This is a genomic window from Gammaproteobacteria bacterium (assembly GCA_015709695.1).
In the GTDB taxonomy this organism is placed as follows: domain Bacteria; phylum Pseudomonadota; class Gammaproteobacteria; order Steroidobacterales.
The window spans coordinates 43,187-66,522 of sequence record CP054183.1 but is presented as its reverse complement, the minus strand read 5'-3'; the positions used below and the strand labels follow the sequence as shown (position 1 = coordinate 66,522).

Genomic DNA, 23,336 nt, shown 5'->3' with positions numbered 1-23,336 from the left:
GCCGCCGGCGCGGTCAGCCCGCGCCGACCGTGCCGCCGACGGTCATGCCATCGATGCGCAGGGTGGGCTGGCCGACGCCCACCGGCACCGACTGCCCGTCCTTGCCGCAGGTGCCCACGCCCTCGTCGAGCCGGAGGTCGTTGCCGACCATCGATACCTGGCGCAGCACCGAGGGGCCATCGCCGACCAGCGTTGCATCGCGGATCGGCGCACCGAGCCGGCCCTTCTCGATCAGGTAGGCCTCGCTGGCGGAGAACACGAACTTGCCCGAGGTGATGTCCACCTGGCCGCCGCCGAAATTGCGCGCGTAGATGCCCTTGTCCACCGAGGCGATGATCTCCTCCGGTGCATGCGGGCCCGGCAGCATGTAGGTGTTGGTCATGCGCGGCATCGGCAGGTGGGCGAAGGACTGGCGCCGGCCGTTGCCGGTGGGCGCCATGCCCATCAGCCGCGCGTTGAGCTTGTCCTGCATGTAGCCGGCGAGCCGCCCGTTCTCGATCAGCGTGGTGCACTGGGTCAGCGTGCCCTCGTCGTCGACGTTCAGCGAGCCACGCCGCCCGGGCAGGGTGCCGTCATCGACGATGGTGCAGAGATCCGAGGCGACCTTCTCGCCGAGTCGCCTGCTGAAGGCGGATGTACCCTTGCGGTTGAAATCGCCTTCCAGCCCGTGGCCGATCGCCTCGTGCAGCAGGATGCCGGGCCAGCCCGGTCCGAGAACCACCACCATCTCGCCCGCCGGTGCCGGCACCGCCTCCAGCGCCACCAGCGCCTGGCGCACCGCCTCGCGGCCGTAGGCGATGGCCCGGTCCTCGTCGAGGAAGTGCTGGAAGCCGACGCGGCCACCGCCACCGGTGTAGCCCTGCTCGCGCCGGCCGTTCTCCTCCACCAGCACCGAGACGTTCATGCGTACCAGCGGACGCAGGTCGGCGGCGAGCACGCCATCGCTGCCGCAGACCATGACCACCTCGTGCACCGCCACCAGGCTCGCCATGACCTGTTTCACCCGCGGGTCGATGGCGCGCGTCGCCTGGTCCACACGCTGCAGCAGCGCCACCTTGTCGTCATCGGCAAGCGATGCGAGCGGATCGAGCGGTGCATACAGCTCGCGGCCCGCCTGAACCGCCCAGGCCTGCAGCGTGCCGTGCTGGCCGGCGCGGGCGATGGCGCTGGCCGCATCCGCCGCCTGCATCAGCGCCGGCACGACGATCTCGTCCGAATAGGCGAAGCCGGTCTTGTCGCCGGACAGGGCACGCACGCCCACGCCCTGCTCGATGCTGTGACTGCCCTCCTTGACGATGCCATCCTCCAGCGACCAGGCCTCGTGACGCGAGGCCTGGAAGTAGAGGTCGGCCGCATCGACGCCGCCGCGGAGCAGGCTGCGCAGGGCGCGGTCGAGGTCGCGGTCATCGAGCCCGGCCGGCGCCAGCAGCGAGTGGCGCGCCAGTTCGACGGCATTGCGCGGTGTCATGTCCTTCACCTTGCTCCTTCCGGCATCAGCCGGCGGCCACGCCCGTCGCCAGGCGGCGATGGCTCAGCGCCGGGAATTGCGCCCGCAGGCGCTGCAGGTAGTCCACGTCCAGCGTGGCCGTGACCACGCCGGGCCCGTTGCCGGCCTCGGCCAGCACCTCGCCCCAGGGTCCGGCGATCAGCGAATGCCCGTAGGTGCGCCGCCCGCCCGGGTGCTCGCCGCCCTGCGCGGCCGCCACCACGTAGGCCAGGTTCTCGATGGCGCGCGCCTTCAGCAGCGTGTGCCAGTGGGCCTGCCCGGTGCGCTGGGTGAATGCCGCCGGCAGCGCGATCACGCTGACCTCGCGTTCCAGCATTGCCCGGAACAGCTCGGGGAAGCGCAGGTCGTAGCAGACGGCGATTCCCAGCGCGCCAAAGGGCGTGGCGAGCGTCAGCGGCGCGTTGCCGGGCATGGTGCGCGCCGACTCGCGGTAGGCCTCGCTGCTGTCGGGCACGCGCACGTCGAACAGGTGCATCTTGTCGTAGCGGCCGACGCGCCGGCCCTGCTCGTCCCAGACGCAGCAGGCCGCGTAGGGCCGCCCCGGTTCCGCGCTGCCGATGGGGATGGTGCCGCCGACGATCCACAGGCCGCACTCGCGCGCGGTGGCGGCGAGGAAGTCCTGGATCCGCCCGCTGCCGTCCGCCTCGGCGATGGCCGCGCGGGCACTCTCGCTGGCCGACATGAAGGCGAAATTCTCCGGCAGCACCGCCAGCCGCACGCCATGGCGCGCCGCGGCCTGCAGCTGCTGCCGGGCCACGGCGAGGTTGGCGGCGACATCGTCGCCCGAGGTCATCTGCACGGCGGCCAGCCGGATGTCGTTCATGGTCCTGCTCAGCGTTCTGGTGGTGGCGCCCGCGCCGGAGCTGGCGCCACGGCGGGCGACGAGCCGGCGAGTGCTGCCTCGATTTCCTTCTCGCAGTCCTTGAAGGCGCCCGCATCCACCTCGTCGCGCTGCACACGAGCGACTTCAGGCTTGTCCCAGCCGCCGGTGACGCGGTAGTAGGACTCGCCCAGGGTGCCGAGGGATTTGCGGAACAGCTGCGAGACCAGCAGCATCGTAACACCGCCCACCGGGCCACCCAAGACGGCGCCACCGGCGGTCAGCACGGTGGTGGCGATCTGCGGGCGCACCACTGCTACCTGGTCATAGCTGTGCCGGTCGAGGTCGGTACGCCCGACGATGGCGATCTCCACCGCGGGCCCGCTGAGGCCGACGTTGCAGGTGTAGGCGCTGCCGCCACCCAGCGTGAAGTCGCCCTCGATGACGTCGTAGCCGAGCCCCTTGTCGAAGACATCGCGGAAATCCAGCGACAACCGGCGCGGCAGCGCGGCGATGCTGAGCAGGCCCACCAGCCGGCCGCTGCCCGGATCGAGCTCGGTCACCTGGCCGGACTTCATCTCGAGGCCGATGTGACCGGTGGAGCGCTCGAGGAAATCGCCGGCCGGCGCGCCCGGCCAGCTGAGCTCGGCCCTGACCCGCCCGCTCTTGCCACTGATCGCCGAGCCGAAGCCGAGCTGCACCAGCGTCTCGCGCACGTTGCTGGACTCCAGGGTCGCCTTGAGCTGCGTCTGCTGTTTCGACACGTCGTTGCCGAGCACACGCCAGCTGCCGTCCCCCGTCACCGTGAAGCTCGGTGCCCGGCTGCTGAATCGCTGCAGCTGCAGTCCGTCGGGTACCCGCGCCGCGACCAGCTCGACCTGCCCGAGCCGCCAGTGGCCGAGCGCCGCGTCCGCCACCCTCGCCTCCATCGCCATGAGGCTGCGCGGGTCCGTGTGGCCGCCGTTGCCAGGCTCCTCCTCGCCGAGCCAGAGCTTCTTCATGTCCAGGCGCATGGGCCGCGCCGTGGCGTCGAAGGGCACGACGATATCGCCCTCCGCAGCGGGGCCGTGCACGCTCACCTGCCAGGCCTCGGCGCCGCGCGTGGCCGTGACCTGGAGGTCCCTGAACCGCTGGCCCGCCACGCTGAGCTGCGCAGCCTCGAGGGCGAAGTCGCGGAAGAGCACATCGGGGCCACGCATGGTGCTGGCCCCTGCCTGGGCAGCAGCGGGAACCGGTGGACCGGGCTGACCGACGGACAACCAGGCACCGACGTCCAGGCTCGCCACCTGCCCGGTCACCTCCAGGCCGCGGCGGGCCGGCAGCCGCACGTTACCCGGACCGGCATGCAGGGCACCGCGTTCGACATGCCACCGGTCGGCGGTGGACACCAGCCGCAGGGCCGCCGCGAAGTGCGGATCGAGCTGGGCGCTGACATCGAGGGTATCGGGCGCCGGAAAGGCCAGCAGTACCTCCGCGGGCCAGGCCAGCGCGGCATCCTTTGCCAGCGGCGCGGGCAGCGTGCTGGCGACTCCGCGCAGATCCGAGCGCAGCGCCACGGTGAGCGGCGCGGCAGCGGCGCCATCCTGCTGCACCGGGATGCGCAGCGTGGCACTCCAGCCCAGACGCCCGTCCAGGTATTCGCGCAGCGGCAGGCTGAAGGTGGACATCAGCCGCTGCACCGGCAGTGCCCCCGCCAGGGCCACCAGCTGCGCCCGCATCGCGCCGCCGGCAGCGGTCTCCGGTGCCAGGCCGATGCGCACCGGCTCGCCGAGCATGACGGCCTGGACGCCGTCGGCATAGAAGCGGGTGTTCTGCAGGCGCACGCGGCCACGCAGGTTCTTCAGGTCCAGCGGCAGCCGCGCCAGGCCGAGCTGGCACCCCCGCGCGTCGAGCAGCAGCTGCAGGTCCCAGGCGGCCGGGTTCGTCAGCGGCAGGGCCAGGCGCAGCGCGGCGTCCACCGGCCCGGCGGCGCTGGCACGCTCCAGCGTCGGGCCGACGTGGCCGGCGACCGGCGTGGCCCGCACGAAGCCGAGCAGCTCGCCGAGGTCCGCCCGCTGCTTGCCGGCGACGGTGAGCACGCCCTTGCGCATGTCCGGGATGGCCACCGCGAAGTCCCGGACCGGCAGGTTGCCGACCATTGCCTGGTTGCGGGCCGAGGACATGCCGGCACCGTCGAATACCACCTGCGCGTCCAGGTGCTCGATCCGCGGCCAGTCCGGAGCGTAGTCCAGGGTGCCATCCTGCAACTCGAGGCTGACACGGAACTGGCCTTCGCCGTGGTCGAAGGGAAACCCGCTCAAGGGTCCGCGGAAGACGCCTTCCGCCGACGGCACACGTCCGGCCACCACCGCCCGCTCGAGCCAGTCCACCACCTGTGGCGGGAAGTGCCGCAGCGGCAGGTAGCGCAGCACCTGCGGGGCCTCGGTGGCGCTGGCGCGCGCCTTGAGATCGAGCACGGGGGAGCTGCCGTCGACGGGGAACACCAGCTCGAGCCGGGAACTGATGTCCATGGCGCCGGTCTTCAGCCGGACGTCGTCACTGAGGAAGCGCATGCCCTCCGGGGCCCGGCGCCACACCAGCAGGCCCTGCAGCGAGCGCGCCGGCAGGGGATTGCGGAACCACCGGGCGAGCGTCAGCACCACTTCGCTGCTGTCGAGTTCCAGGCGGCCGCCATCGCCGTCCGCGGCGAAGCGCCCGGTCAGCCCGGACACGCCCACCTCGCCGGTGCTGCTGGCGGCCACCAGCCGCGCGAAGCCGAGGCGCACCGAGTAGCGGGTGGCCTGCCCCGCACTGACGTCGAATTCCGCCGCCAGGTTGCTCAGGTCGCCGCCCAGTTCACGGGGCAGGCGCTGCGCCAGCTCGCTGCCGGCCAGTGCCGCACGCGCCAGCGGGAACAGGTCATCGAGGCGCAGGAAGCTGGCGCTGGCGATCCAGCGCGCGGGTGCTTCCCCGCTGGCAGCACGCCACTGCAGTTCGCCGGTAGTGGGTGGCGCTTCCCGCCCTGCCCGGCGAAGCCGCAGCCCGGTGACCGCGGCATCCCAGCCACCGGCGTCGCGTTGCCAGCGGCCGCTGCCCGAAACCCGCTCGTAGGCCGTGGCTGACACCGCGGAGCCGACCGCCAGGTCCTTCAGGTCCGCCTCTGCCGTCACCTGCTCGGCCCGCCCGCCGCGCACCGTGACGCGCAGGACAACGTCACCGCCGCCAGCGCGCAGCGCGCCGGCATCCCCGGTGCCCCAGGCCAGCAGGCCCGGCAGGTCCAGCCCGCGGCCCTGGATCCTCGCGTCCCAGTCCGGCGGCAGGGCCAGCGGCTCGGGCAGGGGCAGTGGCAGGCTCAGCTCCACGTCGAGTTCGCGACCGAGCGGCGCCGGCAGGGTGATGCTGAGGGTGGCGGCGATGTTCTCCTGGCGCACATCGGCGGTGAGGCGGCGCAGACCCAGCCGGATCTCCTGCGGACGGCGACGGCCGTCGACATAGGTGATCGCGATGTCGCCGAGGGACAGGTCCAGTTCCGGCCGCTCCGGGCTCGATGGCGGCAGCAGTTCGGCCAGCCGGCGACCCTGGACCAGCAGGCTGCCGTCGGCGGCGCGTTCCACCCGCAGCGTCGAGCCGCGCACGGCCACGCGCCCGGGACGGGGCGCGCCGGCGCGCAGCGAGCGCCAGAAGCTCAGGCCGATGGAGAACTCGCGCGCGGTCACCACCGGGCGCGGTTCGCCCGGGCGGGTAAGGCTGACGTCGACGAAAGTCAGCTCCGGACCCGACAGCGGCCAGCTGGCGCTGATGCCACCGAAGGCGATGCCGTAGCCGGTGGCGGCACTGGCCCAGGCGCGGATGTCGTCCTGGTAGCTGGGCACCATCGGCAGCAGCAGCCTTGCCGCCCCCACCAGCAGCGCCAGAGTGGTGACCACGCCGGCCGCCGTCCAGGCGAACATGCGCAACCAGCGTTGCGGCCCGGCGTCCATATGGCTAGATCAGCACCACGTCGAACTGGTCGGGCGCATAGCCGGCTTCGGCCTGCAGACGGATGGGCCTGCCCGTCAGGTCGGAGACTTCGGCCAGGCCCGAGGCTTCCTCGTCGAGCAGCATCTCGATCACGTCGGAATGCGCCAGCACCACCATTTCACGGATGGCGAACTGCCGGTGCTGGCGCAGGATCTCGCGCAGGATCTCGTGGCACACCGTCTCCGGGCTCTTGACGAAACCGCGGCCGGCACAGGTGGGGCAGGCCTGGCACATGATGTGCTCCAGGCTTTCCCGCGTGCGCTTGCGCGTCATCTCGACCAGGCCCAGCGGCGAGGCCTGGGTGATCTGGGTGTGCGCGTGGTCCTCGTCGAGCGCGCTGCGCAGCGCGGCAAGCACCTGCTCGCGGTGCTGGGCCTCGATCATGTCGATGAAGTCGATGATGATGATGCCGCCGAGGTTGCGCAGCCGCAGTTGCCGCGCGATCGCCACCGCCGCCTCGAGGTTGGTGCGGAAGATGGTCTCCTCCAGGTTGCGGTGGCCGACGTAGGCACCGGTGTTGACGTCCACCGTGGTCATGGCCTCGGTCTGGTCGATGACCACGTAGCCGCCGGACTTCAGCGGCACGCGCCGCTCCAGCGCCTTCTGGATCTCGTCCTCCACGCCGTAGAGGTCGAGGATCGGCCTGCCGTCGGCATAGTGCTCGATCAGCGGCGCCAGCCCGGGCATGAAGGTGTCGGCAAAGGCGCGCAGCCGGGCGTAGGACGCGGCGCAATCGACGCGCACGCGCTCGATGTCGGTGGTGACGATGTCGCGTGCCACCCGCACCGCCAGCGGCAGGTCCTCGTGCACGAGGTGCCCGGCAGGCAGGTCGCGGGCATTGGCGCAGATCATGTCCCAGACCTTGAGCAGGAACAGCATGTCCGCCTGCAGCGCCTCGGCGCTGGCCCCCGCGGCGGCAGTGCGCACGATGAAGCCGCAGGCGCGTGCCGGATCGATGATGCCGCCCAGCACGGCCTTCAGGCGCTCGCGCTCCGCCTCGGCGGCGATCCGCGAGGAGATGCCGATGCCCGAGCCCCGCGGCAGCAGCACCAGGTAGCGCGAGGGCACGGTGATGAAGGTGGTCAGGCGCGCGCCCTTGGTACCGATGGGATCCTTCAGCACCTGCACCAGGATGTCGTCGCCCTCGCGCAGCAGGTCGCGGATGTCGGTCTCGCGTCCCTCGGCCGCGGCCGGCCGCCCCGGCGGCGGCGCAATATCCGAGGTATGCAGGAAGGCGGTGCGCTCCAGGCCGACCTCGATGAAGGCCGCCTGCATGCCGGGCAGCACCCGCGACACCCGGCCCTTGTAGATGTTGCCGAGCAGGCCGCGGCGGGAAGCGCGCTCGATCAGCACTTCCTGCAGCACGCCGTTGGCCACCACCGCGGCCCGGGCCTCGCGGGCCGTGACGTTGATGAGGATCTCCGCCTTCATGCGAGCACCTGCACGCCATGCCCGGCCAGCAGCCGCGCGGTCTCGAACAGCGGCAGGCCCATGACCCCGGAGTAGCTGCCGCGCAGCTCCTCGATGAAGATCGCGGCGCGGCCCTGGATGGCGTAGCCGCCGGCCTTGTCGGCGGGTTCACCGCTGCGCCAGTAGGCGTCGATCTCCGCGGGCGCCAGCGGCCGGAAAGCGACCTGGCTGCGGCTGAGGGCGCTGCTCTCGCCAGCCGCCGAGACGACCGTCACCGCCGTCAGCACCTCGTGCACGGTCCCCGAGAGGCGCGCCAGCATGCGCCGGCAATCGGCCTGATCGGCAGGCTTGCCGAGCACCTCGGCGCCGGCGACCACCACGGTATCGGCCGCCACCACCGGCCGCGGCGCCACCGCGCGCACCTGCTCCCACACACGCCGCGCCTTGGCCGCTGCGAGACGCCCGACGTAGGCCTCGACACACTCCCCCGGATGCAGGCTCTCGTCGAGATCCGCCGCCATGGCGACGCAGTCGATGCCGATCTGTGCCAGCAGCTGGCGCCGGCGTGGCGAGGCCGAGGCAAGGTAGACCGCGGGTTCACCGGTGTGCGTCATGCTCAGGCCCGGTGGTAGGGATGGCCCTGGAGGATGGTCCAGGCCCGGTAGAGCTGCTCGGCAAGCAGGACCCGCACCATGCCGTGGGGAAAGGTCAGCCGCGACAGCGACCAGATGCGGTCGGCCCGCTCACGGCAGGCGGTGGACAGGCCATCCGGGCCGCCGACGAGGATGGCCACGCGCGGCTGGCGCTCGAGCCAGAGCCGCAGCTGCCCGGCCAGTTCCAGGGAACTCCACTGGCGGCCGTGCTCGTCGAGGGCCAGCGTCAGCGCGCCGGGGCGCACGTGGCGCAGCAGGCGTTCGCCCTCCGCCTCCACAGCGGCGGCAGTCCCCGCCGCACGCCTCGCCAGCGGCACCTCCTCGAGTTCCAGCCCGAGGTGCCGCGGCAGCCGGGCCTTGTAGGCGTCAAAGGCGTCGTAGACCCAGGGCTCCAGCCGCGTGCCGACGGCTGCGACGGTGATGTGCATGGAAAAGACCCGGAAGCTTCATATGGCCGCCAGCATACCGGGGGACGGGCGCGACGGCATCAGGCGGCGCCGCGCGCCACCGGTGACTGCCGGGCCGCGGCAGGAATCAGACGGCGGCTTCGGCCGGCGGGGCCTGCATCTCCCAGAGATTCTCGAGCTTGTAGAGGTCGCGCACCTTGCCGAGCATCACGTGCACGATGACATCCTGGAGGTCCACCAGGACCCACTCGCCGGCTTCCTCGCCCTCCAGGCCCAGGGGTTTGCAGCCAGCCTGCGTGGCCCGCTCGGCAACGCGGTCGGCGATGGAACGCACATGGCGGTCCGAGGTGCCCGTGGCAATGATCATGTAGTCCGCCACGGTGGTCAGCTTGCGCACGTCGATGACACGCACGTCGCGTGCCTTGACGTCATCCAGGGCCGCCTTGGCCAGTGATGCGAGTTTCTTGCTTTGCACTCCGTTGCGCCTCCTTGGAACCGGCCGGGGGACCGGTATTCGATGGGTAACACCGGCTGGCCATGATCAGCTCGCGCACGGCCTCCGGCACCAGGAATCGGGGATCGCCACCACTGGCCAGCAGCGCGCGGATCGCCGACGCGGAGATGGCGAGCGGTGTCACCGGCTGCATCCGCAGCAGCCCCGCGCTGCTGGCAGCCAGCGCCGCCGCATCCTCGCTGCGGCGGCCGGCAAGCCATGCAGCCAGCTCCGCGTCCGGCTCGAGCCGCGTGCCGGGACGCTCGACCACCACCAGGTGCGCCAGGGCGAACAGCTCGCGCCAGCGGTGCCAGCCGGGCAGGCCGAGGAAGGCATCGGCGCCGAGCACCAGGCACAGCGGTCGTGTGCCGACCGCGGCGCGCAGTTCGGCGAGCGTGTCGACGGTGTAGGACGGCCCGCCGCGACGCAGTTCGCGATCATCGACCACCAGCCGCGGTTCGCCCGCCACGGCCCGTCGCAGCATCTCCAGGCGCAGGGGCGCCGGGGCGCGGGGCTGCGGGCGGTGGGGCGGGACCAGCGCGGGCACCAGCCGCAGCTGCTCGAGGCCACAGCCCTCGAGAACCTCGAGTGCCGTGCGCAGGTGGCCATGGTGCACCGGGTCGAAGGTGCCGCCGAAGACGCCGACCGGACCGCCTCCCTGGCCGAGCTGATCGCTCACGCCGTCTCCGCCAGCGGCAGCGCGGCGCCACAGAGTTCCATGGTGACCTCCAGCAGCGCATTCCAGGCGTTGCCGGGGCGCGCCCCCTTGAGCACCTGGTCGGCGCGCGCGGCGCTGCCTAGCAGACGGCCGACATCGGCGCCGCGGCGCCGGCGTGCCGCCCGGCCGAAGGCCTCGGCGCGGCTGCGCCAGACCCCGGCATCCTGCAGCGCCTGCTCGACGCTGCGCCCCTGCGCGGTCCTCGCCAGCACGTCGGCCAGCTGCAGGATGTCGCGGACCAGCGCCCAGAGCACCAGCACCTCGGCCTCGCCCTCGCGTCGCAGGCCAGCGAGCACGCGCGCCGCACGGGCCGCGTCCCCGGCCAGCGCCGCATCGCTCAGCTGGAAGACGTCGAAGCGTGCGCCGTCGGCGACGGCATCGCGCACCACCCCGGGCGTGACCGGGCCCGCGCCCGCCAGCAGCACGAGCTGGTCGATCTCCTGCTTCGCGGCCAGCAGATTGCCTTCCACGCGCGATGCCAGCAGGTCCAGCGCGGCGTCATCGGCATCGAGGCCGGCAGCCCGCAGGCGCTGGCGCAGCCAGGCGGGCAGCTGCTCGCGCCGCGGCGGGCGCAGTTCCACCCACACGCCGGCCTCCGCCAGGGCGGTCGCCCACTTCGAACGGCCCGAGGCGGCATCCAGCGCGGGCAGCAGCAGCACGAAAACATTGCCGGTGTCGCCCGCGGCGGCCAGCGCGGTCAGGAAACGGGCACCGGCGTCACCGGGCTTGCCGCCGGGCAGGCGCAGCTCCACGAGCCGGCGGCTGGAGAACAGCGACAGGTTCTTCAGGCTGGCGCCGAGCGCATCCCAGTCGAAACCGCGCTCGGCCACGTGGCTCTCGCGCTCGCCGCAACCCGCGGCACGCGCCTGCTGGCGGATGGCCGCGAGGGCCTCGTCGACCAGCAACGGCTCGTCGCAGGCGAGCACGTAGAGCGGCGCCACGCCCCGGGCGAGTTGCGCGGCGAGCCTGTCGGCGGGGATCTTCACCGTGCGGCGTCGCCGGTCCGGCCTGCGCTCCCGGCCGCCGCCGGCCCCGGCGAGCCTGCCGGCACGGGCGGCCTCACGGGGAGAGCTGCCGGAGATCGATGCACTCGTGGTCCAGCAGGATGGGCATGCCGTCGCGCACCGGGTAGGCGAAGTGGCCATTGCTGGTCACCAGCGCCTCGGCAAGGCTGTCGGACAGGAGCTGCTCGCCCTGGTTGCGGATGGTGCCGCCGGCGATGGCGGCGTTCAGGCGGGACAGACGCTCGGCCGCGAGCAACTCCAGGGGCAGGTGAGTCGCCGGGCAGCAGATGATGTCGAGGAGTCGCTTGTCCATTTCCGCGGGCCCGCCGTCTGCGAAAACCCTTTTCGCGCCGGCTGCACGATGCCCGGGACTATAGCACAGGGCCACCGCGGTGCCGGCGCGCACCGCCCCGCCAGCTGAACTGCTCGGGCAGCGGATCACAGCCGCCGGCGCAGAACGGGTGGCAGCGCAGTATGCGCCGGAGGCCGAGCCAGCCGCCGCGAAGCAGGCCGAAGCGCTCGATGGCTTCGCGGGCATAGGCGGAGCAGCTCGGCAGGAAGCGGCAGCGCGCGCCGAGCAGCGGCGAGAGCCAGCGCTGGTAGGCGTCGATGGCGCCGATGGCGAGGCGCGCGCCGGGCCCAGGGCGTCCTGCGCCGCGCGGCGGCGCCGCGGTCATGCGGCCTCCGCGGCCGCGCCCGTAATGGCCTTGAGCATCGCCCGCAGGCCGTTGCTGCGGGTCGGTGACAGATGGGCGTCGAGGCCGATGGCCTTGACGAAGTCGGGGCGGCTGGCGGCGATCTCGGCGGCGAGGCGGCCGTTGTAGACCCGCATCAGCACGGCGATCAGCCCGGAGACGATGGCCGAATCGCTGATGGCCTGGAACTCCAGCCGATCCCCCCGCCGTGTCGTCGCCAGCCAGACCTGCGACTGGCAGCCATGGATGCGGCGGTCCTCGGTGCGCAGTGCATCAGGAAACGGCGGCAGGCTGCGGCCCATGTCGATCAGGTACTGGTAGCGGTCCATCCAGTTGTCGAAGGCCTGGAATTCGTCGATCAGCTCGCGCTCGGCCTGCTCGATCTCGTTCATGTTGGCATGGTCCGTCGGTGGCGATCAGCCGGAGCGGCGCCAGCGCGTGCCGTCCGGGCCATCCTCGATGCTGATGCCGGCCGCGGTCAGCTCGCCGCGGATGCGGTCCGCGGCGGCGAAGTCGCGGCGGGCACGGGCATCGCGCCGGGCAGCGAGCAGGCGCTCGACATCGGCATTGCTGAGCGCGGCTGCCGTGGCACCGGTGAACCAGGCTTCCGGCTGGGCGCCGAGCAGCCCGAGCAGCTCGCCGCTGGCGCGCAGGCTTGCGGCCAGCCGGCGCCGCTGCGCCTCGTCCCCGCTGCGGTTGGCGTCACGCGACAGGTCGAACAGCGCGGCGAGCGCCCGTGGCGTATTGAGGTCATCCTCCAGCGCGGCGAGGAAGGAGGCGTCGGGTTGCGCCTGCGGCCACTCGTCCTGCCAGCCCGCCACGTCACGCAGCGTGCCGTAGAGCCGGTCGAGGTTGCGCCGTGCCTGGCCCAGCAGCTCGCCGCTCCAGTCGAGCGGCTGGCGGTAATGCGCGGCGAGCAGCGCCAGGCGCACCGCCTCGCCGGGCGCCTGCTCCAGCAGCTCGCGCACCAGCAGCACGTTGCCCAGCGACTTCGACATCTTCTCGTGGTTCACGTTGAGGAAGCCGTTGTGCATCCAGTAGCGGCTGAAGGTGGCGCCCTGGTGCGCGCAGGTGCTCTGCGCCAGCTCGTTCTCGTGGTGCGGGAAAATCAGGTCGTTGCCGCCGCCGTGGATGTCGATGGTCTCGCCGAGGTGACGCGCCGCCATCGCCGAGCATTCGATGTGCCAGCCCGGCCGGCCGCGGCCCCAGGGGCTGTCCCAGCCCGGCTGCCCGGGATCCGAGGGCTTCCACAGCACGAAGTCGCCCGCACCCTCCTTGTAGGGAGCCACCTCGACGCGCGCGCCGGCGAGCAGCTCGCGCTGGCCGCGGCGCGAGAGCTGGCCGTAGCCCGGGAAGGACTTCACGCGGAACAGCACATGGCCCTCGGCGGCGTAGGCGTGGCCGCCGGCGAGCAGCGTGCCGATCATGGCCTGCATGTCGCCGATGTGGGCGGTGGCCGCCGGTTCCACGTCCGGAGGCAGCACGCCGAGCGCGGCCATGTCCTGGTGGTAGGCGGCGGCGAAGCGGCTGCTGATGTCGCCGATGCCGCAGCCGGCGGCGATGGCGGCGGCGTTGATCTTGTCGTCCACGTCGGTGATGTTGCGGGCGTAGACCAGCCGGTAGTGCCGGCGCAGCAGCCGCGCCAGCACGTCGAAGACCACCGCCGGGCGGGCGTTGCCGATATGCGGGTAGTTGTAGACCGTCGGGCCGCAGACGTAGAGGGTGACCCGCTCCGGGTTGCCCGGGACGAAGGTCTCCTTGCTCCGGGTCAGCGTGTTGTAGAAGGTGAGGGCCATGGCTGCGGCGCGGCCTGCGGGACTGCGGAATGGGCCCGCTATAATAGCAGCCGCCCCCCGGGGGCCGCCGGCCCGGCGGTCCCCGCCGGCGCCAGACGCGGGAACACCATGGACACCAGCAGGATTTTCGGGACGCGCCGCACCATCGAGCAGGTGGAGGAAGGCCATGAGCTCGCGCCGCGCTTCGACGCGGACGGGCTGATCCCCGCCGTCACCACCGACCACGCCACGGGCGAGCTGCTGATGGTCGGCTACATGAACCGCGAGGCGCTGGCCCGTACCATCGAGACCGGCGAGGCCCATTACTTCAGCCGCAGCCGCCAGGTGCTGTGGCACAAGGGTGGCACCAGCGGCCTGGTGCAGAAGGTCAGGGCATTGCTGATCGACGACGACCAGGACTGCGTCTGGCTGCGCGTGGAGACCGCCGGCGGCGCCAACTGCCATGTCGGCTACCGTTCCTGTTTCTACCGCGAGATACCGGTCGGTGCCGCTGCCGGCGATGCCAGCGGCCCGCTGCCCCTGACCTTCACCACCACCGAGAAGGTCTTCGATCCGAAGGACGTCTACGGGGACGCGCCCAACCCGACCAAGCTCTGATCAGGCGGGAGGCAGCGTGAAGCGCGGCTTTCCTCCGCCGCTCACTGCAGCAGGCTGAGCCGCCGGGTCACGTTGCCGACCATGTCGGCGGCGAGGCTGTCACGCAGCTGGTCCGCCTCGGCGCGCTTGCCGAGCACCGCGGTCTCGTCGTAGTTGTAGGACCGGCTGAGCGAGAGCTGCTGCGGTGGCAGCGCCTCCCTGCCACCCATGTCGACCGCGTAGCGCAGGATGTAGTAGACCTCGTACTCCACCGGCGTGTTGCGCGCCGAGACCGAGAGCACGCGCTGGCTGGTCTCGTCGTGCAGGATGCGGATCACGCCACCCGCCTCCGCCGGATTCGACGTCACCCGCAGGCCGCCGTCGCGCAGCGCCGCCTTCAGCTTGCGATAGAAGGGCGTGTAGTGATCGTCCGCCTGGATGTAGGTGACCGACAGGGCCGGCGGGTAGCTCAGGTCGCCGCGCAGGTGGAAGCCGCAGCCAGCGTTCAGGACGCTGCCGAGGACCACCAGCATCGACCAGGCGCCGCGGCGCCAGCGTCGTTCAGACCACCACATTGACGAGCTTCCCCGGCACGACGATGACCCGCCGCACCGGCTTGTCGCCGACGTGGCGGATGACATCGGCATGGGCCAGCGCGGCCTCGCGGACGGCCGCCTCGGCCGCCCCGGACGGGATGCCGATGCGGCCCCGCACCTTGCCGTTCACCTGGATCACCATCTCGATCGTGTCGGCGGCGAGCGCGTCCGCGTCGACCGCCGGCCAGCGCTCGTCGACCACCGCCCCGTCATGGCCCAGAACCCGCCACAGGCGGTGGCAGATGTGCGGGACCATGGGCGAGAGCATCAGCACCACGCCTTCCAGGACCTCCTGCACCACGGCGCGGTCGGCCGGCGTGGCGGGCTGGAAGCGGGCGAGCTCGTTGAGCAGCTCCATGTTGGCGGCAATGGCGGTGTTGAAGGTATAGCGGCGGCCGACGTCGTCGCTCACCTTGGCGATGGCCTGGTGCAGGCTGCGCCGCAGGGCCTTCTGCGCATCGCCCAGGGCGGCATGGTCGGCCGCATCCGTGGGCCCGCCGGCGGCGTGCTGGTGCACCGCACGCCACAGGCGCTTGAGGAACCGGAACGCCCCCTGCACGCCCTCGTCGGACCACTCCAGCGACTGCTCAGGCGGCGCGGCGAACATGATGAACAGCCGGGCGGTATCCGCACCGAACTCCTCCACCAGCCGGTTGGGGTCCACGCCGTTGGCCTTGGACTTGGACATGGTGCCGATGCCGCCGGACTCCACCGGCTGGCCGTCCGCCAGCAGCGTCGCGGCAATGCGCCGGCCGCGCTCGTCGTTCTCGACACGGACATCCGCCGGGTTGAAATACTCGATGCGCCCGGAAGCCGGCCGGCGGAAGAAGATCTCGTTGAGCACCATGCCCTGCGTCAGCAGGTTGGTGAAGGGCTCGTCGAGCTTCACCAGGCCGAGGTCGCGCATCACCCGCGTCCAGAAGCGCGAGTACAGCAGGTGCAGGATGGCGTGCTCGATGCCGCCGATGTACTGGTCCACCGGCAGCCAGTACGCCGCGCGCCCGTCGATCATGCGCTGGTGCTGGTCGGCACTGGCGTAGCGCAGGAAATACCAGGACGAGTCCACGAAGGTGTCCATGGTGTCGGTCTCGCGCCGCGCCGGCCCGCCGCACTTCGGGCAGGCGCAGTCGCGGAACGCCGCGAGCTTCGCCAGCGGGTTGCCGCTGCCATCCGGCACCAGGTCCTCGGGCAGGACCACCGGCAGCTGCTCGTCCGGCACCGCCACTTCGCCGCAGGCCGGGCAATGCACCAGCGGGATCGGGCAACCCCAGTAGCGCTGCCGCGAGATGCCCCAGTCGCGCAGGCGCCAGTGGGTGCGGCGCCTGCCGGTGGCCTGACCTTCCAGGTGGCGGGCGATGGCGTCGAAGGCGGCACGGAAGCCGAGGCCGTCGAAGGGTCCGGAATTGATGAGCACGCCGTGCTCGGTGTAGGCGGCACTCTCCAGGTCGGGTAGCGAGCCGTCCGCCGGCCGGATGACCTCGTGGATGGCCAGGCCATAGCGCCGGGCGAACTCCCAGTCGCGCTGGTCGTGGGCCGGCACCGACATGACCGCGCCGGTGCCGTAGGTCATGAGCACGAAATTGGCGACCCAGACCGGCAGGCGCTGCCCGGTCAATGGATGGATGGCGTGGAAACCGGTGGGCATGCCGCGCTTCTCGGCGGTCTCCATGGCGGCTTCCGTGACGGCCTGATGGCGGCACTCGTCGATGAATACGCGCAGCTCGACATTGTCCTGCGCGGCAGCCAGCGCCAGCGGGTGCTCGGCGGCGATGGCCATGTAGGTGACGCCATGGAGCGTGTCCGGCCGCGTGGTGAAGATGGTGAGACGCTCGTCGCGATCCTCGACGGGGAAGTCGATCTCCAGGCCCTCGGAGCGGCCGATCCAGTTGGCCTGCATGGTGCGCACCCGCTCGGGCCAGCCGGCGAGGCCGCCGAGCGCCTGCAGCAGCTCATCGGCGTAGGCGGTGATGCGCAGGTAGTACATCGGGATCTCGCGCTTCTCCACCAGCGCGCCGGTGCGCCAGCCGCGCCCGTCCACCACCTGCTCGTTGGCGAGCACGGTCTGGTCGACGGGGTCCCAGTTGACGACACCGGTGGTCTTGTAGGCGATGCCCCGCTCGCGCATGCGCAGGAACAGCCACTGGTTCCAGCGGTAATAGTCGGGCCTGCAGGTGGCGAGTTCGCGGTCCCAGTCGATGGCGAGCCCGAGGGACTTCAGCTGCCGGCGCATGTAGTCGATGTTGTCGTAGGTCCATCTGGCCGGCGGCACGCCGTTGGCCATGGCGGCGTTCTCCGCGGGCAGCCCGAAGGCGTCCCAGCCCATGGGCTGCAGCACGTTCCTGCCGCGCATGCGCTGGTAGCGGCTGATGACGTCGCCGATGGTGTAGTTGCGCACATGCCCCATGTGCAGCCGGCCGCTGGGGTACGGGAACATGGAGAGGCAATAGAACTTTTCCTTCGCGGCGTCTTCGGTGGCGCGGAAGGAGTGGTGTGCGTCCCAGTAGGCCTGGGCTTCGGCTTCGACCTCGGCGGGCCGGTAGGGTACTTCAGTCACGGGAGTCGTCGTCGGCATCGGCAGGCGGGACAGGATACACCAGCGGGCTGGGGGGCTGGCTTTGCCCGGGGCGGAGCGCCTGGCGGGCGCGCCTGGCGGGCGCGCCTGGCGTGAGCGCTTGGCGGGCGCCCTTGCGGCGGGGGCCTCCGAAGTCGCTCCCCGATACTCGCCTGGTTCGGAGGCCCCCGCCTCCGGGCGCTTCCAGCGCCGTGGGGAATCGGCGCCGGGTGGATCAGGCGGCTCTGCGGCGGGTGGTCAGCGCGGCGGCGATGCCGGCGAGGGCGAGGAGGATCACGGGGTAGTTGCCGGTGCGGACGTAGGGCGTGGCGCCTTCGTAGGGTTGCGCCTCGCCGTCCAGGACAGCGGGCTCGAACTGCGGTGCCACGGCGCGCAGCCGGCCGCGCTGGTCGATGATGGCGGTGATGCCGGTGTTGGTGCTGCGGACCAGGTAGCGGCCGGTTTCCAGCGCGCGCATGCGCGCGATCTGCAGGTGCTGGTGCGGCGCGATGGTGTCACCGAACCAGGCATCGTTGCTGACGCTGACGAGCAGCCGTGCCTCGGGCAGGAAATCGAGCTGCTCGGCGCCGTAGGCATCCTCGTAACAGATGGTGGGTGCCAGCGGCACGCCTGCGGCGAGCAGCGGACGTTGCTGGCGGCCACCGGCCTCGAGGTCGTCGAAGGGCAGGTTGGCCATGCGCATCCAGCTGCGCACGAACGACGGCACCGGAAAGAACTCGCCGAAGGGAACCAGATGCCGCTTGTGGTAGACGCCGGCCTCCGCACCCAGCGCCAGCAGCGAGTTGCGGTATTCGTCGCGCGCCGCATCGTGGGTCAGGATGCCGACCAGCAGCTGGGTGTGCAGGCCGGCAGCCAGTCCGCGCAGGGCCTGCAGGTATTCCGCGACACGGTCATCCGGCGCGGGGATGGCGGCTTCCGGCCAGATCACCAGGTCTCGGCCGGACAGCGGCGCGGTCATGTCGTAGTAGCGCTCCATGGTGGCCCGGCGTTCGCCCGGCAGCCACTTGAGCAGCTGCGGGACGGCGCCCTGCACCAGGCTCACCCGCAGCGGCGCACCGGCCGGCGTCGTCCAGTGATGGCCCGAGAGCAGCCAGGTGGCGAGCGTCAGCACCAGCAGCACTGCCGAGGCCGCGGTCCGGTCCCGCGTGCCGTCGCGAAACAGCGTCAGCACCGCGCCCGCCATCACGCCCGCCACCAGCGTCACCGCGTAGACGCCGCCGACGGGCGCCCAGGCGGCGAGGCGGCCGTCGACCATGGCGTAGCCGATGCTCAGCCAGGGAAAGCCGGTGAACACCCAGCCACGCAGCCACTCGGCCAGCAGCCACGACGCCGGCATCAGCACGCAGGCATCGAATGCCATCGAGCCCGTCGCCCAGCGTGCCGCCAGGTAACCGCTGGCCGCATACCAGGCGGCCATCAGCGCGACCAGGCCGGCGAGCAGCAGCACCGCCACCGGCAACGGCGTGCCGCCGACCAGCCGCACGCTGACGTAGAGCCACCAGGTCCCCGCGCCGAAGGCGCAGGCGCCGAACAGGAAGCCGCGCCGGGCCGCCTCGGCCGGCGCCGTGTCCCAGGTCGCGAACAAGCCGAGCATGGCCAGCGGCGCCAGCCAGTACCAGCCGAAGGGGGCGAATGCCAGTGGCAGCATCAGGCCGGCGAGCGCGGCGCCGAGGCGGCCGCGCGCCGTGGTGGAGCGGGACGGGCGCAACAGCAAGGCGCGGCGCCCCGTCAGTCCGCTGCGGGCGGTTCGGGCGTGACTTCCAGGGTGTGCAGCCGGCGGCGGTCGGCCTGCAGCACCCTGAAGCGGAAACCCTGGCAGCTCACCACCTCACCGCGGCGGGGAAGGCGGCCGAGTTCGTACATCACCAGGCCGCCGACCGTGTCGTAGTCCTCGTCGCTGATGCTGCAGCCGAAGTAGCGGTTGAAGTCCTCGACGCGGGTCAGGGCCAGCACCTGGAAGCGGTTGCCGTCCTGCTTCTGGATGGGTTCGGCCTCCTGGGCGTCGTACTCGTCGCCGATCTCGCCGACGATCTCCTCGAGCACGTCCTCGATGGTGAGCAGGCCAGCAGTGGCACCGTACTCGTCGACGACGATGGCGAGGTGGTTGCGGTTGATGCGGAACTCCTTGAGCAGCGTGTTCAGCCGCTTGCTCTCCGGGATGACGATGGCCGGGCGGATGAAGCGGCGCAGGTCGAATTCCTGCTCCGGTGTCTCCACGAAGTAATGCAGGATGTCCTTGGCGAGCAGCACGCCAACCACCTCGTCGCGGTCCTCGCCGATGACCGGATAGCGCGAATGGCCGCTGTCGACGATGGCGTGCAGGATCTCCGCCTTGGGGGCATCGCGTTCCAGCACCACCATCTGCGAGCGCGGCACCATGACGTCGCGCACCTGGGTCTCGGCCACCTCCAGGACACCCTGCAGCATCGCCACCTCGTCGGGATCGAGCACCGCGTTCCAGCGCCCCTCCCTGAGGATGTCGACGATGTCCTGGCGCGTCGCGGGCTCGCCCGTCATCAGGCGGCGCAGCCGGCCGTAAAGGGTGGGTTCCTCGTCCTCGGCCTCCGGGGCCGGCTGGTGTTCGTCTGTCATGCTCGTTTGCGTTTCCTGGCGGCGGCCGCGGGCACCGGTGCCTGGCGGTACGGGTCGGGAAACCCGAGCCGGCGCAGGATCCTCACCTCGCGATCCTCCATTTTACGGGCTGCGGCCGGCTTGTCGTGATCATGGCCCAGCAGGTGCAGGGTGCCGTGCACCACCAGGTGCGCCAGGTGGGCCCGCGGCGCCTTGCCCTGCTCGCGCGCTTCCCTCAGCACCAGGGGCAGGCAGATCACCAGGTCACCGAGTTCCGCAGCCGCAGCCTCGGCGGAAGCCGGGAATGCCAGCACGTTGGTGGCCCCGTCCCTGCCGCGGAAGCGCTGGTTCAGCCGCCTGCCCTCTCGCCAGCCGACCAGGCGCAGGGTGACCACGCGCCGCGGGCCGGCCCCGGCCGCCGCCGCCCAGCCCGCCAGGTCCGAGCCGCGCGGCAGTGCCGCCGCGCGGGTGGCCATCTGGAACTCGATGGCCGCCGGGCCCTCAGGCCGGCGGCGTACCGGGCTGCGGGTCATCGCTGCCGTTCCCGGGTCCGTCCCCGGCCTTCTCCGCCGCCTCGTAGGCCTCGACGATGCGCTGCACCAGCGCGTGGCGCACCACGTCGCGCGGGGAGAAAAAGGTGAAGCTCACGCCCTGGACACCCTGCAGCACCTGCATGACGTGGCGCAGGCCGGAGAGCTGGCGGCGCGGCAGGTCCACCTGGGTGACATCGCCGGTCACCACCGCCCGCGAGCCGAAGCCCATGCGCGTCAGGAACATCTTCATCTGCTCGACGCTGGTGTTCTGCGCCTCGTCGAGGAGGATGAAGCTCTCGTTGAGCGAGCGGCCGCGCATGTAGGCGAGCGGCGCCACCTCGATGATGTTGCGCTCCACCAGGCGGGCTACCCGGTCGAAACCCAGCATCTCGTAGAGGGCGTCGTACATCGGCCGCAGATAGGGATCCACCTTCTGCGCCAGGTCGCCGGGCAGGAAGCCCAGCCGCTCGCCCGCCTCCACCGCCGGACGCACCAGCACGATGCGGCGCACCCGCTCCTGCTCCAGCGCCTCGACGGCGCTCGCCACCGCGAGATAAGTCTTGCCGGTCCCCGCGGGGCCGATGCCGAAGCACAGGTCGTTGTCGCGGATGCTGGAAATGTAGGCACGCTGGTTGGGGCCGCGCGGCCGGATGTGGCTGCGGCGGGTGCGCAGCGCCTCGCCCTCCGCCGCGCCTGCCGCCCCGCCACCGGCCTCCTCCAGGTGCTCGTTCACCGCCGACTCCTGCAGGAAGACGTGCAGGCGCTGCGGATCGATGCGTTCGCTGCCCGCCATGACGAACAGTTCACGCAACAGCCTGGCGCCGAGGCGTGCGGCCTCCGCCGGGCCCATCACCCGGAAATGGTTGCCGCGGTTGCTGATCTGCACGCCGAGCCGCTGCTCGAGCTGGCGCAGGTGCTCGTCGCGCTGGCCACAGAGATTGGCGAGCACGCGGTTGTCGGCCGGCTCGAGCAGCAGCTCCTCGGTGGCGATGACGGCGTTCAAGCGGCCGCCACGCCGGCCACCAGCCGGCCGCGCAGGGAATTGGGCAGCGCCTCGGTGACGATCACGTCGACGAAGCGGCCGACCAGGCGTGGGTCGCCGTCGAAGTTGACCCAGCGGTTGTTCTCGCTGCGCCCGGCGAGCTGGCGCGGATCCTTCCGCGACGGGCCCTGCACCAGCACGCGCTGCCGGCCGCCGACCATGCCGGCGCTGATGGCCCGGGCCTGGGCATTGACCAGCGCCTGGAGCGCCTCCAGCCGGCGGTGCTTGATCTCGTCCGGCACCTGCCCGGGCATGTCCGCTGCCGGGGTGCCGGGCCGCGGGCTGTAGATGAAGCTGAAGGACTGGTCGAAGCCGACATCGGCGATGAGCGCCATGGTGGCCTCGAAATCCGCATCGGTCTCGCCGGGGAAGCCGACGATGAAATCGCTGGAGACACTGATGCCCGGGCGCACCGCGCGCAGCGCCGCGATCTTCTGCCGGTACTCCAGGCCGCTGTAGCCGCGGCGCATCAGGGCGAGGATGCGATCCGAGCCGCTCTGCACCGGGAGGTGCAGGAAGGTGGCGAGCTGCGGCACCTCGGCATAGGCCTGGATCAGGCGCTCGCCGAAATTCAGCGGATGGGAGGTGGTGAAGCGGATGCGCCCGATGCCATGGATGGCCGCCACCCGCCCGATGAGCGTCGCCAGGTCCGCCTTGCGCCCCGCGGCATCGATGCCACGGTAGGCGTTGACGTTCTGCCCCAGCAGGTTGACCTCGAGCACGCCCTGCCGGGCGAGGGTGCCGACCTCGCGCACCACGTCCTCCAGGGGCCGGCTGACTTCCCGGCCACGCGTGTAGGGCACCACGCAGAAGCTGCAGCGGCGGCTGCAGCCCTCCATGACGGAGACGAACGCGCTCGGGCCCTCGGCGCGCGGCTCGGGCAGGCAGTCGAATTTCTCGATCTCGGGGAAGCTGACGTCCACCTGCGGCAGGCCGCGGTCACGCAAGCCGTCGATCATCGCCGGCAGGCGGTGCAGCGTCTGCGGACCGAACACGAGGTCGACGAACGGCGCACGCGCCAGCAGCGCTTCGCCTTCCTGGCTGGCGACGCAGCCGCCGACGCCGATGACCACCTCCGGCCGCAGCGCCTTGAGCTCGCGCCAGACGCCCAGGTGGGAGAACACCTTCTCCTGGGCCTTCTCGCGAATGGAACAGGTATTGAGCAGCAGGACATCCGCCTCGGCGGGGTCCGCGGTGGGCAGCAGTCCGTGGCTCTCGCGCAGTACGTCCGCCATGCGGGCGGTGTCGTACTCGTTCATCTGGCAGCCGAAGGTCTTGATGTAGAGCTTGCCTGGCATGGGCGGGGCGCGACCGTCCCTCCGCTCAGAACGGGATGTCGTCATCGAGCTCCGCCGCGGGCTCGGCGGCCCGCGCCCTGGAGGCCGGCCGCTCGCGCGGCTCGGCGCCCGGCTCCATGCCGCCACCCATGCCGCCGCCCTTGCCGCCCAGCATCTGCATCTCGTTGGCGACGATCTCCGTCGAGTAGCGGTCCTGGCCCTGCTTGTCCTGCCACTTGCGCGTGCGCAGGCGGCCCTCGATGTACACCTGCGAGCCCTTGCGCAGGTACTCACCGGCGATTTCCGCCAGCCGACCGAACATGGCCACGCTGTGCCACTCGGTGCGCTCCTGCTGCTGCCCGGTTTCCTTGTCCTTGAACACCTCGCTGGTGGCGATGCGCAGGTTGGTGACCGCCGAACCGCTCGGCATGTACTTGGTTTCCGGATCCTGGCCGAGATTGCCGATCAGGATGACCTTGTTAATGCCTCTCGCCATGGGAGGATCCTCTTTAACGTGTTGATTTATATCAAGGTTGCAAGGGCTGACCACAGGCAAGCCGGAACCTCTCGGCTATTCTAGGGCCCGCCCCCGGAAAACACATCCTCGAATTCGCGGCGATGGCCCGGATTGGTCCGGCCCCCACGCTTGGGACCGCGCTGCCAGCCG

At 71.5% G+C, this 23,336-nt stretch carries 22 protein-coding genes; 1 reads left to right on the top strand and 21 read right to left on the bottom strand.

Going from position 1 to position 23,336, the window contains the following annotated elements:
• Nucleotides 1-13 precede the first annotated feature (13 nt).
• The 13 genes from tldD to HRU81_00305 all read right to left on the bottom strand — a co-directional run bounded on the left by tldD (nucleotide 14) and on the right by HRU81_00305 (nucleotide 13,502).
• Nucleotides 14-1,468: a metalloprotease TldD gene (gene tldD, locus HRU81_00365; GenBank protein ID QOJ30689.1), complete on the bottom strand. Its 1,455-nt coding sequence runs from the start codon at nucleotides 1,466-1,468 to the stop codon at nucleotides 14-16.
• 25 nt (nucleotides 1,469-1,493) lie between these two features.
• Entirely contained in the window at nucleotides 1,494-2,330 is an 837-nt protein-coding gene (locus HRU81_00360) for a carbon-nitrogen hydrolase family protein (GenBank protein ID QOJ30688.1), read from the bottom strand.
• An 8-nt stretch (nucleotides 2,331-2,338) separates the two neighbouring features.
• On the bottom strand, nucleotides 2,339-6,286 hold the full coding sequence (locus tag HRU81_00355) for a TIGR02099 family protein (GenBank protein ID QOJ30687.1): 3,948 nt from the start codon (nucleotides 6,284-6,286) through the stop codon (nucleotides 2,339-2,341).
• A 4-nt stretch (nucleotides 6,287-6,290) separates the two neighbouring features.
• The gene (gene rng, locus HRU81_00350) at nucleotides 6,291-7,757 is read right to left on the bottom strand and encodes a ribonuclease G (GenBank protein ID QOJ30686.1); all 1,467 of its coding nucleotides are present in this window, start codon (nucleotides 7,755-7,757) and stop codon (nucleotides 6,291-6,293) included.
• A complete protein-coding gene (maf, locus tag HRU81_00345) occupies nucleotides 7,754-8,350 on the bottom strand; it encodes a septum formation inhibitor Maf (GenBank protein QOJ30685.1) in 597 nt (198 codons plus the stop codon). The genes rng and maf overlap by 4 nt, the downstream gene beginning before the upstream one ends.
• 2 nt (nucleotides 8,351-8,352) lie before the next feature.
• Nucleotides 8,353-8,817: a 23S rRNA (pseudouridine(1915)-N(3))-methyltransferase RlmH gene (rlmH, locus tag HRU81_00340; protein QOJ30684.1), complete on the bottom strand. Its 465-nt coding sequence runs from the start codon at nucleotides 8,815-8,817 to the stop codon at nucleotides 8,353-8,355.
• Between the two features lie 106 nt (nucleotides 8,818-8,923).
• Nucleotides 8,924-9,271, bottom strand: coding sequence for a ribosome silencing factor (rsfS, locus tag HRU81_00335; GenBank protein ID QOJ30683.1), 348 nt, complete (start codon nucleotides 9,269-9,271; stop codon nucleotides 8,924-8,926).
• A complete protein-coding gene (gene nadD, locus HRU81_00330; protein QOJ30682.1) occupies nucleotides 9,225-9,968 on the bottom strand; it encodes a nicotinate-nucleotide adenylyltransferase in 744 nt (247 codons plus the stop codon). The genes rsfS and nadD overlap by 47 nt, the downstream gene beginning before the upstream one ends.
• On the bottom strand, nucleotides 9,965-10,993 hold the full coding sequence (locus HRU81_00325; protein QOJ30681.1) for a DNA polymerase III subunit delta: 1,029 nt from the start codon (nucleotides 10,991-10,993) through the stop codon (nucleotides 9,965-9,967). Before HRU81_00325 ends, nadD begins: the two co-directional genes overlap by 4 nt.
• A gap of 73 nt (nucleotides 10,994-11,066) precedes the next feature.
• The gene (locus HRU81_00320) at nucleotides 11,067-11,324 is read right to left on the bottom strand and encodes a Trm112 family protein (protein QOJ30680.1); all 258 of its coding nucleotides are present in this window, start codon (nucleotides 11,322-11,324) and stop codon (nucleotides 11,067-11,069) included.
• Between the two features lie 58 nt (nucleotides 11,325-11,382).
• Nucleotides 11,383-11,688: a membrane protein insertion efficiency factor YidD gene (gene yidD, locus HRU81_00315; protein QOJ30679.1), complete on the bottom strand. Its 306-nt coding sequence runs from the start codon at nucleotides 11,686-11,688 to the stop codon at nucleotides 11,383-11,385.
• Complete coding sequence (locus HRU81_00310; GenBank protein ID QOJ30678.1) at nucleotides 11,685-12,098, bottom strand: SufE family protein; 414 nt, start codon at nucleotides 12,096-12,098, stop codon at nucleotides 11,685-11,687. Before HRU81_00310 ends, yidD begins: the two co-directional genes overlap by 4 nt.
• A gap of 24 nt (nucleotides 12,099-12,122) precedes the next feature.
• Nucleotides 12,123-13,502 (bottom strand): cysteine--tRNA ligase, encoded by a 1,380-nt coding sequence (locus tag HRU81_00305; protein ID QOJ30677.1) that lies wholly within the window; start codon nucleotides 13,500-13,502, stop codon nucleotides 12,123-12,125.
• A 108-nt stretch (nucleotides 13,503-13,610) separates the two neighbouring features.
• Between HRU81_00305 and hisI the strand changes: the two genes are divergently transcribed.
• On the top strand, nucleotides 13,611-14,099 hold the full coding sequence (hisI, locus tag HRU81_00300; protein QOJ30676.1) for a phosphoribosyl-AMP cyclohydrolase: 489 nt from the start codon (nucleotides 13,611-13,613) through the stop codon (nucleotides 14,097-14,099).
• A gap of 41 nt (nucleotides 14,100-14,140) precedes the next feature.
• On the opposite strand, the gene HRU81_00295 is transcribed toward hisI, so the two are convergent.
• From HRU81_00295 to ssb, 8 genes are all read right to left on the bottom strand, one after another.
• A complete protein-coding gene (locus HRU81_00295) occupies nucleotides 14,141-14,653 on the bottom strand; it encodes a hypothetical protein (protein QOJ30675.1) in 513 nt (170 codons plus the stop codon).
• Nucleotides 14,640-17,246, bottom strand: coding sequence for a leucine--tRNA ligase (locus HRU81_00290; protein ID QOJ30674.1), 2,607 nt, complete (start codon nucleotides 17,244-17,246; stop codon nucleotides 14,640-14,642). Before HRU81_00290 ends, HRU81_00295 begins: the two co-directional genes overlap by 14 nt.
• A 214-nt stretch (nucleotides 17,247-17,460) precedes the next feature.
• A complete protein-coding gene (gene lnt, locus HRU81_00285) occupies nucleotides 17,461-18,960 on the bottom strand; it encodes an apolipoprotein N-acyltransferase (protein ID QOJ30673.1) in 1,500 nt (499 codons plus the stop codon).
• A gap of 14 nt (nucleotides 18,961-18,974) precedes the next feature.
• Nucleotides 18,975-19,838 carry a CBS domain-containing protein gene (locus tag HRU81_00280; GenBank protein QOJ30672.1) on the bottom strand — a complete coding sequence of 288 codons (864 nt, stop codon included), beginning with the start codon at nucleotides 19,836-19,838 and terminating at the stop codon, nucleotides 18,975-18,977.
• Entirely contained in the window at nucleotides 19,835-20,293 is a 459-nt protein-coding gene (ybeY, locus tag HRU81_00275) for an rRNA maturation RNase YbeY (protein ID QOJ33211.1), read from the bottom strand. Before ybeY ends, HRU81_00280 begins: the two co-directional genes overlap by 4 nt.
• A gap of 25 nt (nucleotides 20,294-20,318) precedes the next feature.
• Nucleotides 20,319-21,353 (bottom strand): PhoH family protein, encoded by a 1,035-nt coding sequence (locus HRU81_00270; GenBank protein ID QOJ30671.1) that lies wholly within the window; start codon nucleotides 21,351-21,353, stop codon nucleotides 20,319-20,321.
• The gene (gene miaB / locus HRU81_00265; GenBank protein ID QOJ30670.1) at nucleotides 21,350-22,690 is read right to left on the bottom strand and encodes a tRNA (N6-isopentenyl adenosine(37)-C2)-methylthiotransferase MiaB; all 1,341 of its coding nucleotides are present in this window, start codon (nucleotides 22,688-22,690) and stop codon (nucleotides 21,350-21,352) included. Before miaB ends, HRU81_00270 begins: the two co-directional genes overlap by 4 nt.
• Before the next feature lie 25 nt (nucleotides 22,691-22,715).
• Nucleotides 22,716-23,165 carry a single-stranded DNA-binding protein gene (gene ssb, locus HRU81_00260; GenBank protein ID QOJ30669.1) on the bottom strand — a complete coding sequence of 150 codons (450 nt, stop codon included), beginning with the start codon at nucleotides 23,163-23,165 and terminating at the stop codon, nucleotides 22,716-22,718.
• Nucleotides 23,166-23,336 lie beyond the last annotated feature (171 nt).

Excerpts from the sequence above, each read along its gene's own strand:
- tldD (QOJ30689.1), bottom strand. The coding sequence starts at position 1,468 with ATGACACCGCGCAATGCCGTCGAACTGGCGCGCCACTCGCTGCTGGCG.
- HRU81_00360 (QOJ30688.1), bottom strand. The coding sequence starts at position 2,330 with ATGAACGACATCCGGCTGGCCGCCGTGCAGATGACCTCGGGCGACGAT.
- HRU81_00355 (QOJ30687.1), bottom strand. The coding sequence starts at position 6,286 with ATGGACGCCGGGCCGCAACGCTGGTTGCGCATGTTCGCCTGGACGGCG.
- rng (QOJ30686.1), bottom strand. The coding sequence starts at position 7,757 with ATGAAGGCGGAGATCCTCATCAACGTCACGGCCCGCGAGGCCCGGGCC.
- maf (QOJ30685.1), bottom strand. The coding sequence starts at position 8,350 with ATGACGCACACCGGTGAACCCGCGGTCTACCTTGCCTCGGCCTCGCCA.
- rlmH (QOJ30684.1), bottom strand. The coding sequence starts at position 8,817 with ATGCACATCACCGTCGCAGCCGTCGGCACGCGGCTGGAGCCCTGGGTC.
- HRU81_00320 (QOJ30680.1), bottom strand. The coding sequence starts at position 11,324 with ATGGACAAGCGACTCCTCGACATCATCTGCTGCCCGGCGACTCACCTG.
- yidD (QOJ30679.1), bottom strand. The coding sequence starts at position 11,688 with ATGACCGCGGCGCCGCCGCGCGGCGCAGGACGCCCTGGGCCCGGCGCG.
- HRU81_00310 (QOJ30678.1), bottom strand. The coding sequence starts at position 12,098 with ATGAACGAGATCGAGCAGGCCGAGCGCGAGCTGATCGACGAATTCCAG.
- HRU81_00305 (QOJ30677.1), bottom strand. The coding sequence starts at position 13,502 with ATGGCCCTCACCTTCTACAACACGCTGACCCGGAGCAAGGAGACCTTC.
- hisI (QOJ30676.1), top strand. The coding sequence starts at position 13,611 with ATGGACACCAGCAGGATTTTCGGGACGCGCCGCACCATCGAGCAGGTG.
- HRU81_00295 (QOJ30675.1), bottom strand. The coding sequence starts at position 14,653 with ATGTGGTGGTCTGAACGACGCTGGCGCCGCGGCGCCTGGTCGATGCTG.
- HRU81_00290 (QOJ30674.1), bottom strand. The coding sequence starts at position 17,246 with ATGCCGACGACGACTCCCGTGACTGAAGTACCCTACCGGCCCGCCGAG.
- HRU81_00280 (QOJ30672.1), bottom strand. The coding sequence starts at position 19,838 with ATGACAGACGAACACCAGCCGGCCCCGGAGGCCGAGGACGAGGAACCC.
- ybeY (QOJ33211.1), bottom strand. The coding sequence starts at position 20,293 with ATGGCCACCCGCGCGGCGGCACTGCCGCGCGGCTCGGACCTGGCGGGC.
- miaB (QOJ30670.1), bottom strand. The coding sequence starts at position 22,690 with ATGCCAGGCAAGCTCTACATCAAGACCTTCGGCTGCCAGATGAACGAG.
- ssb (QOJ30669.1), bottom strand. The coding sequence starts at position 23,165 with ATGGCGAGAGGCATTAACAAGGTCATCCTGATCGGCAATCTCGGCCAG.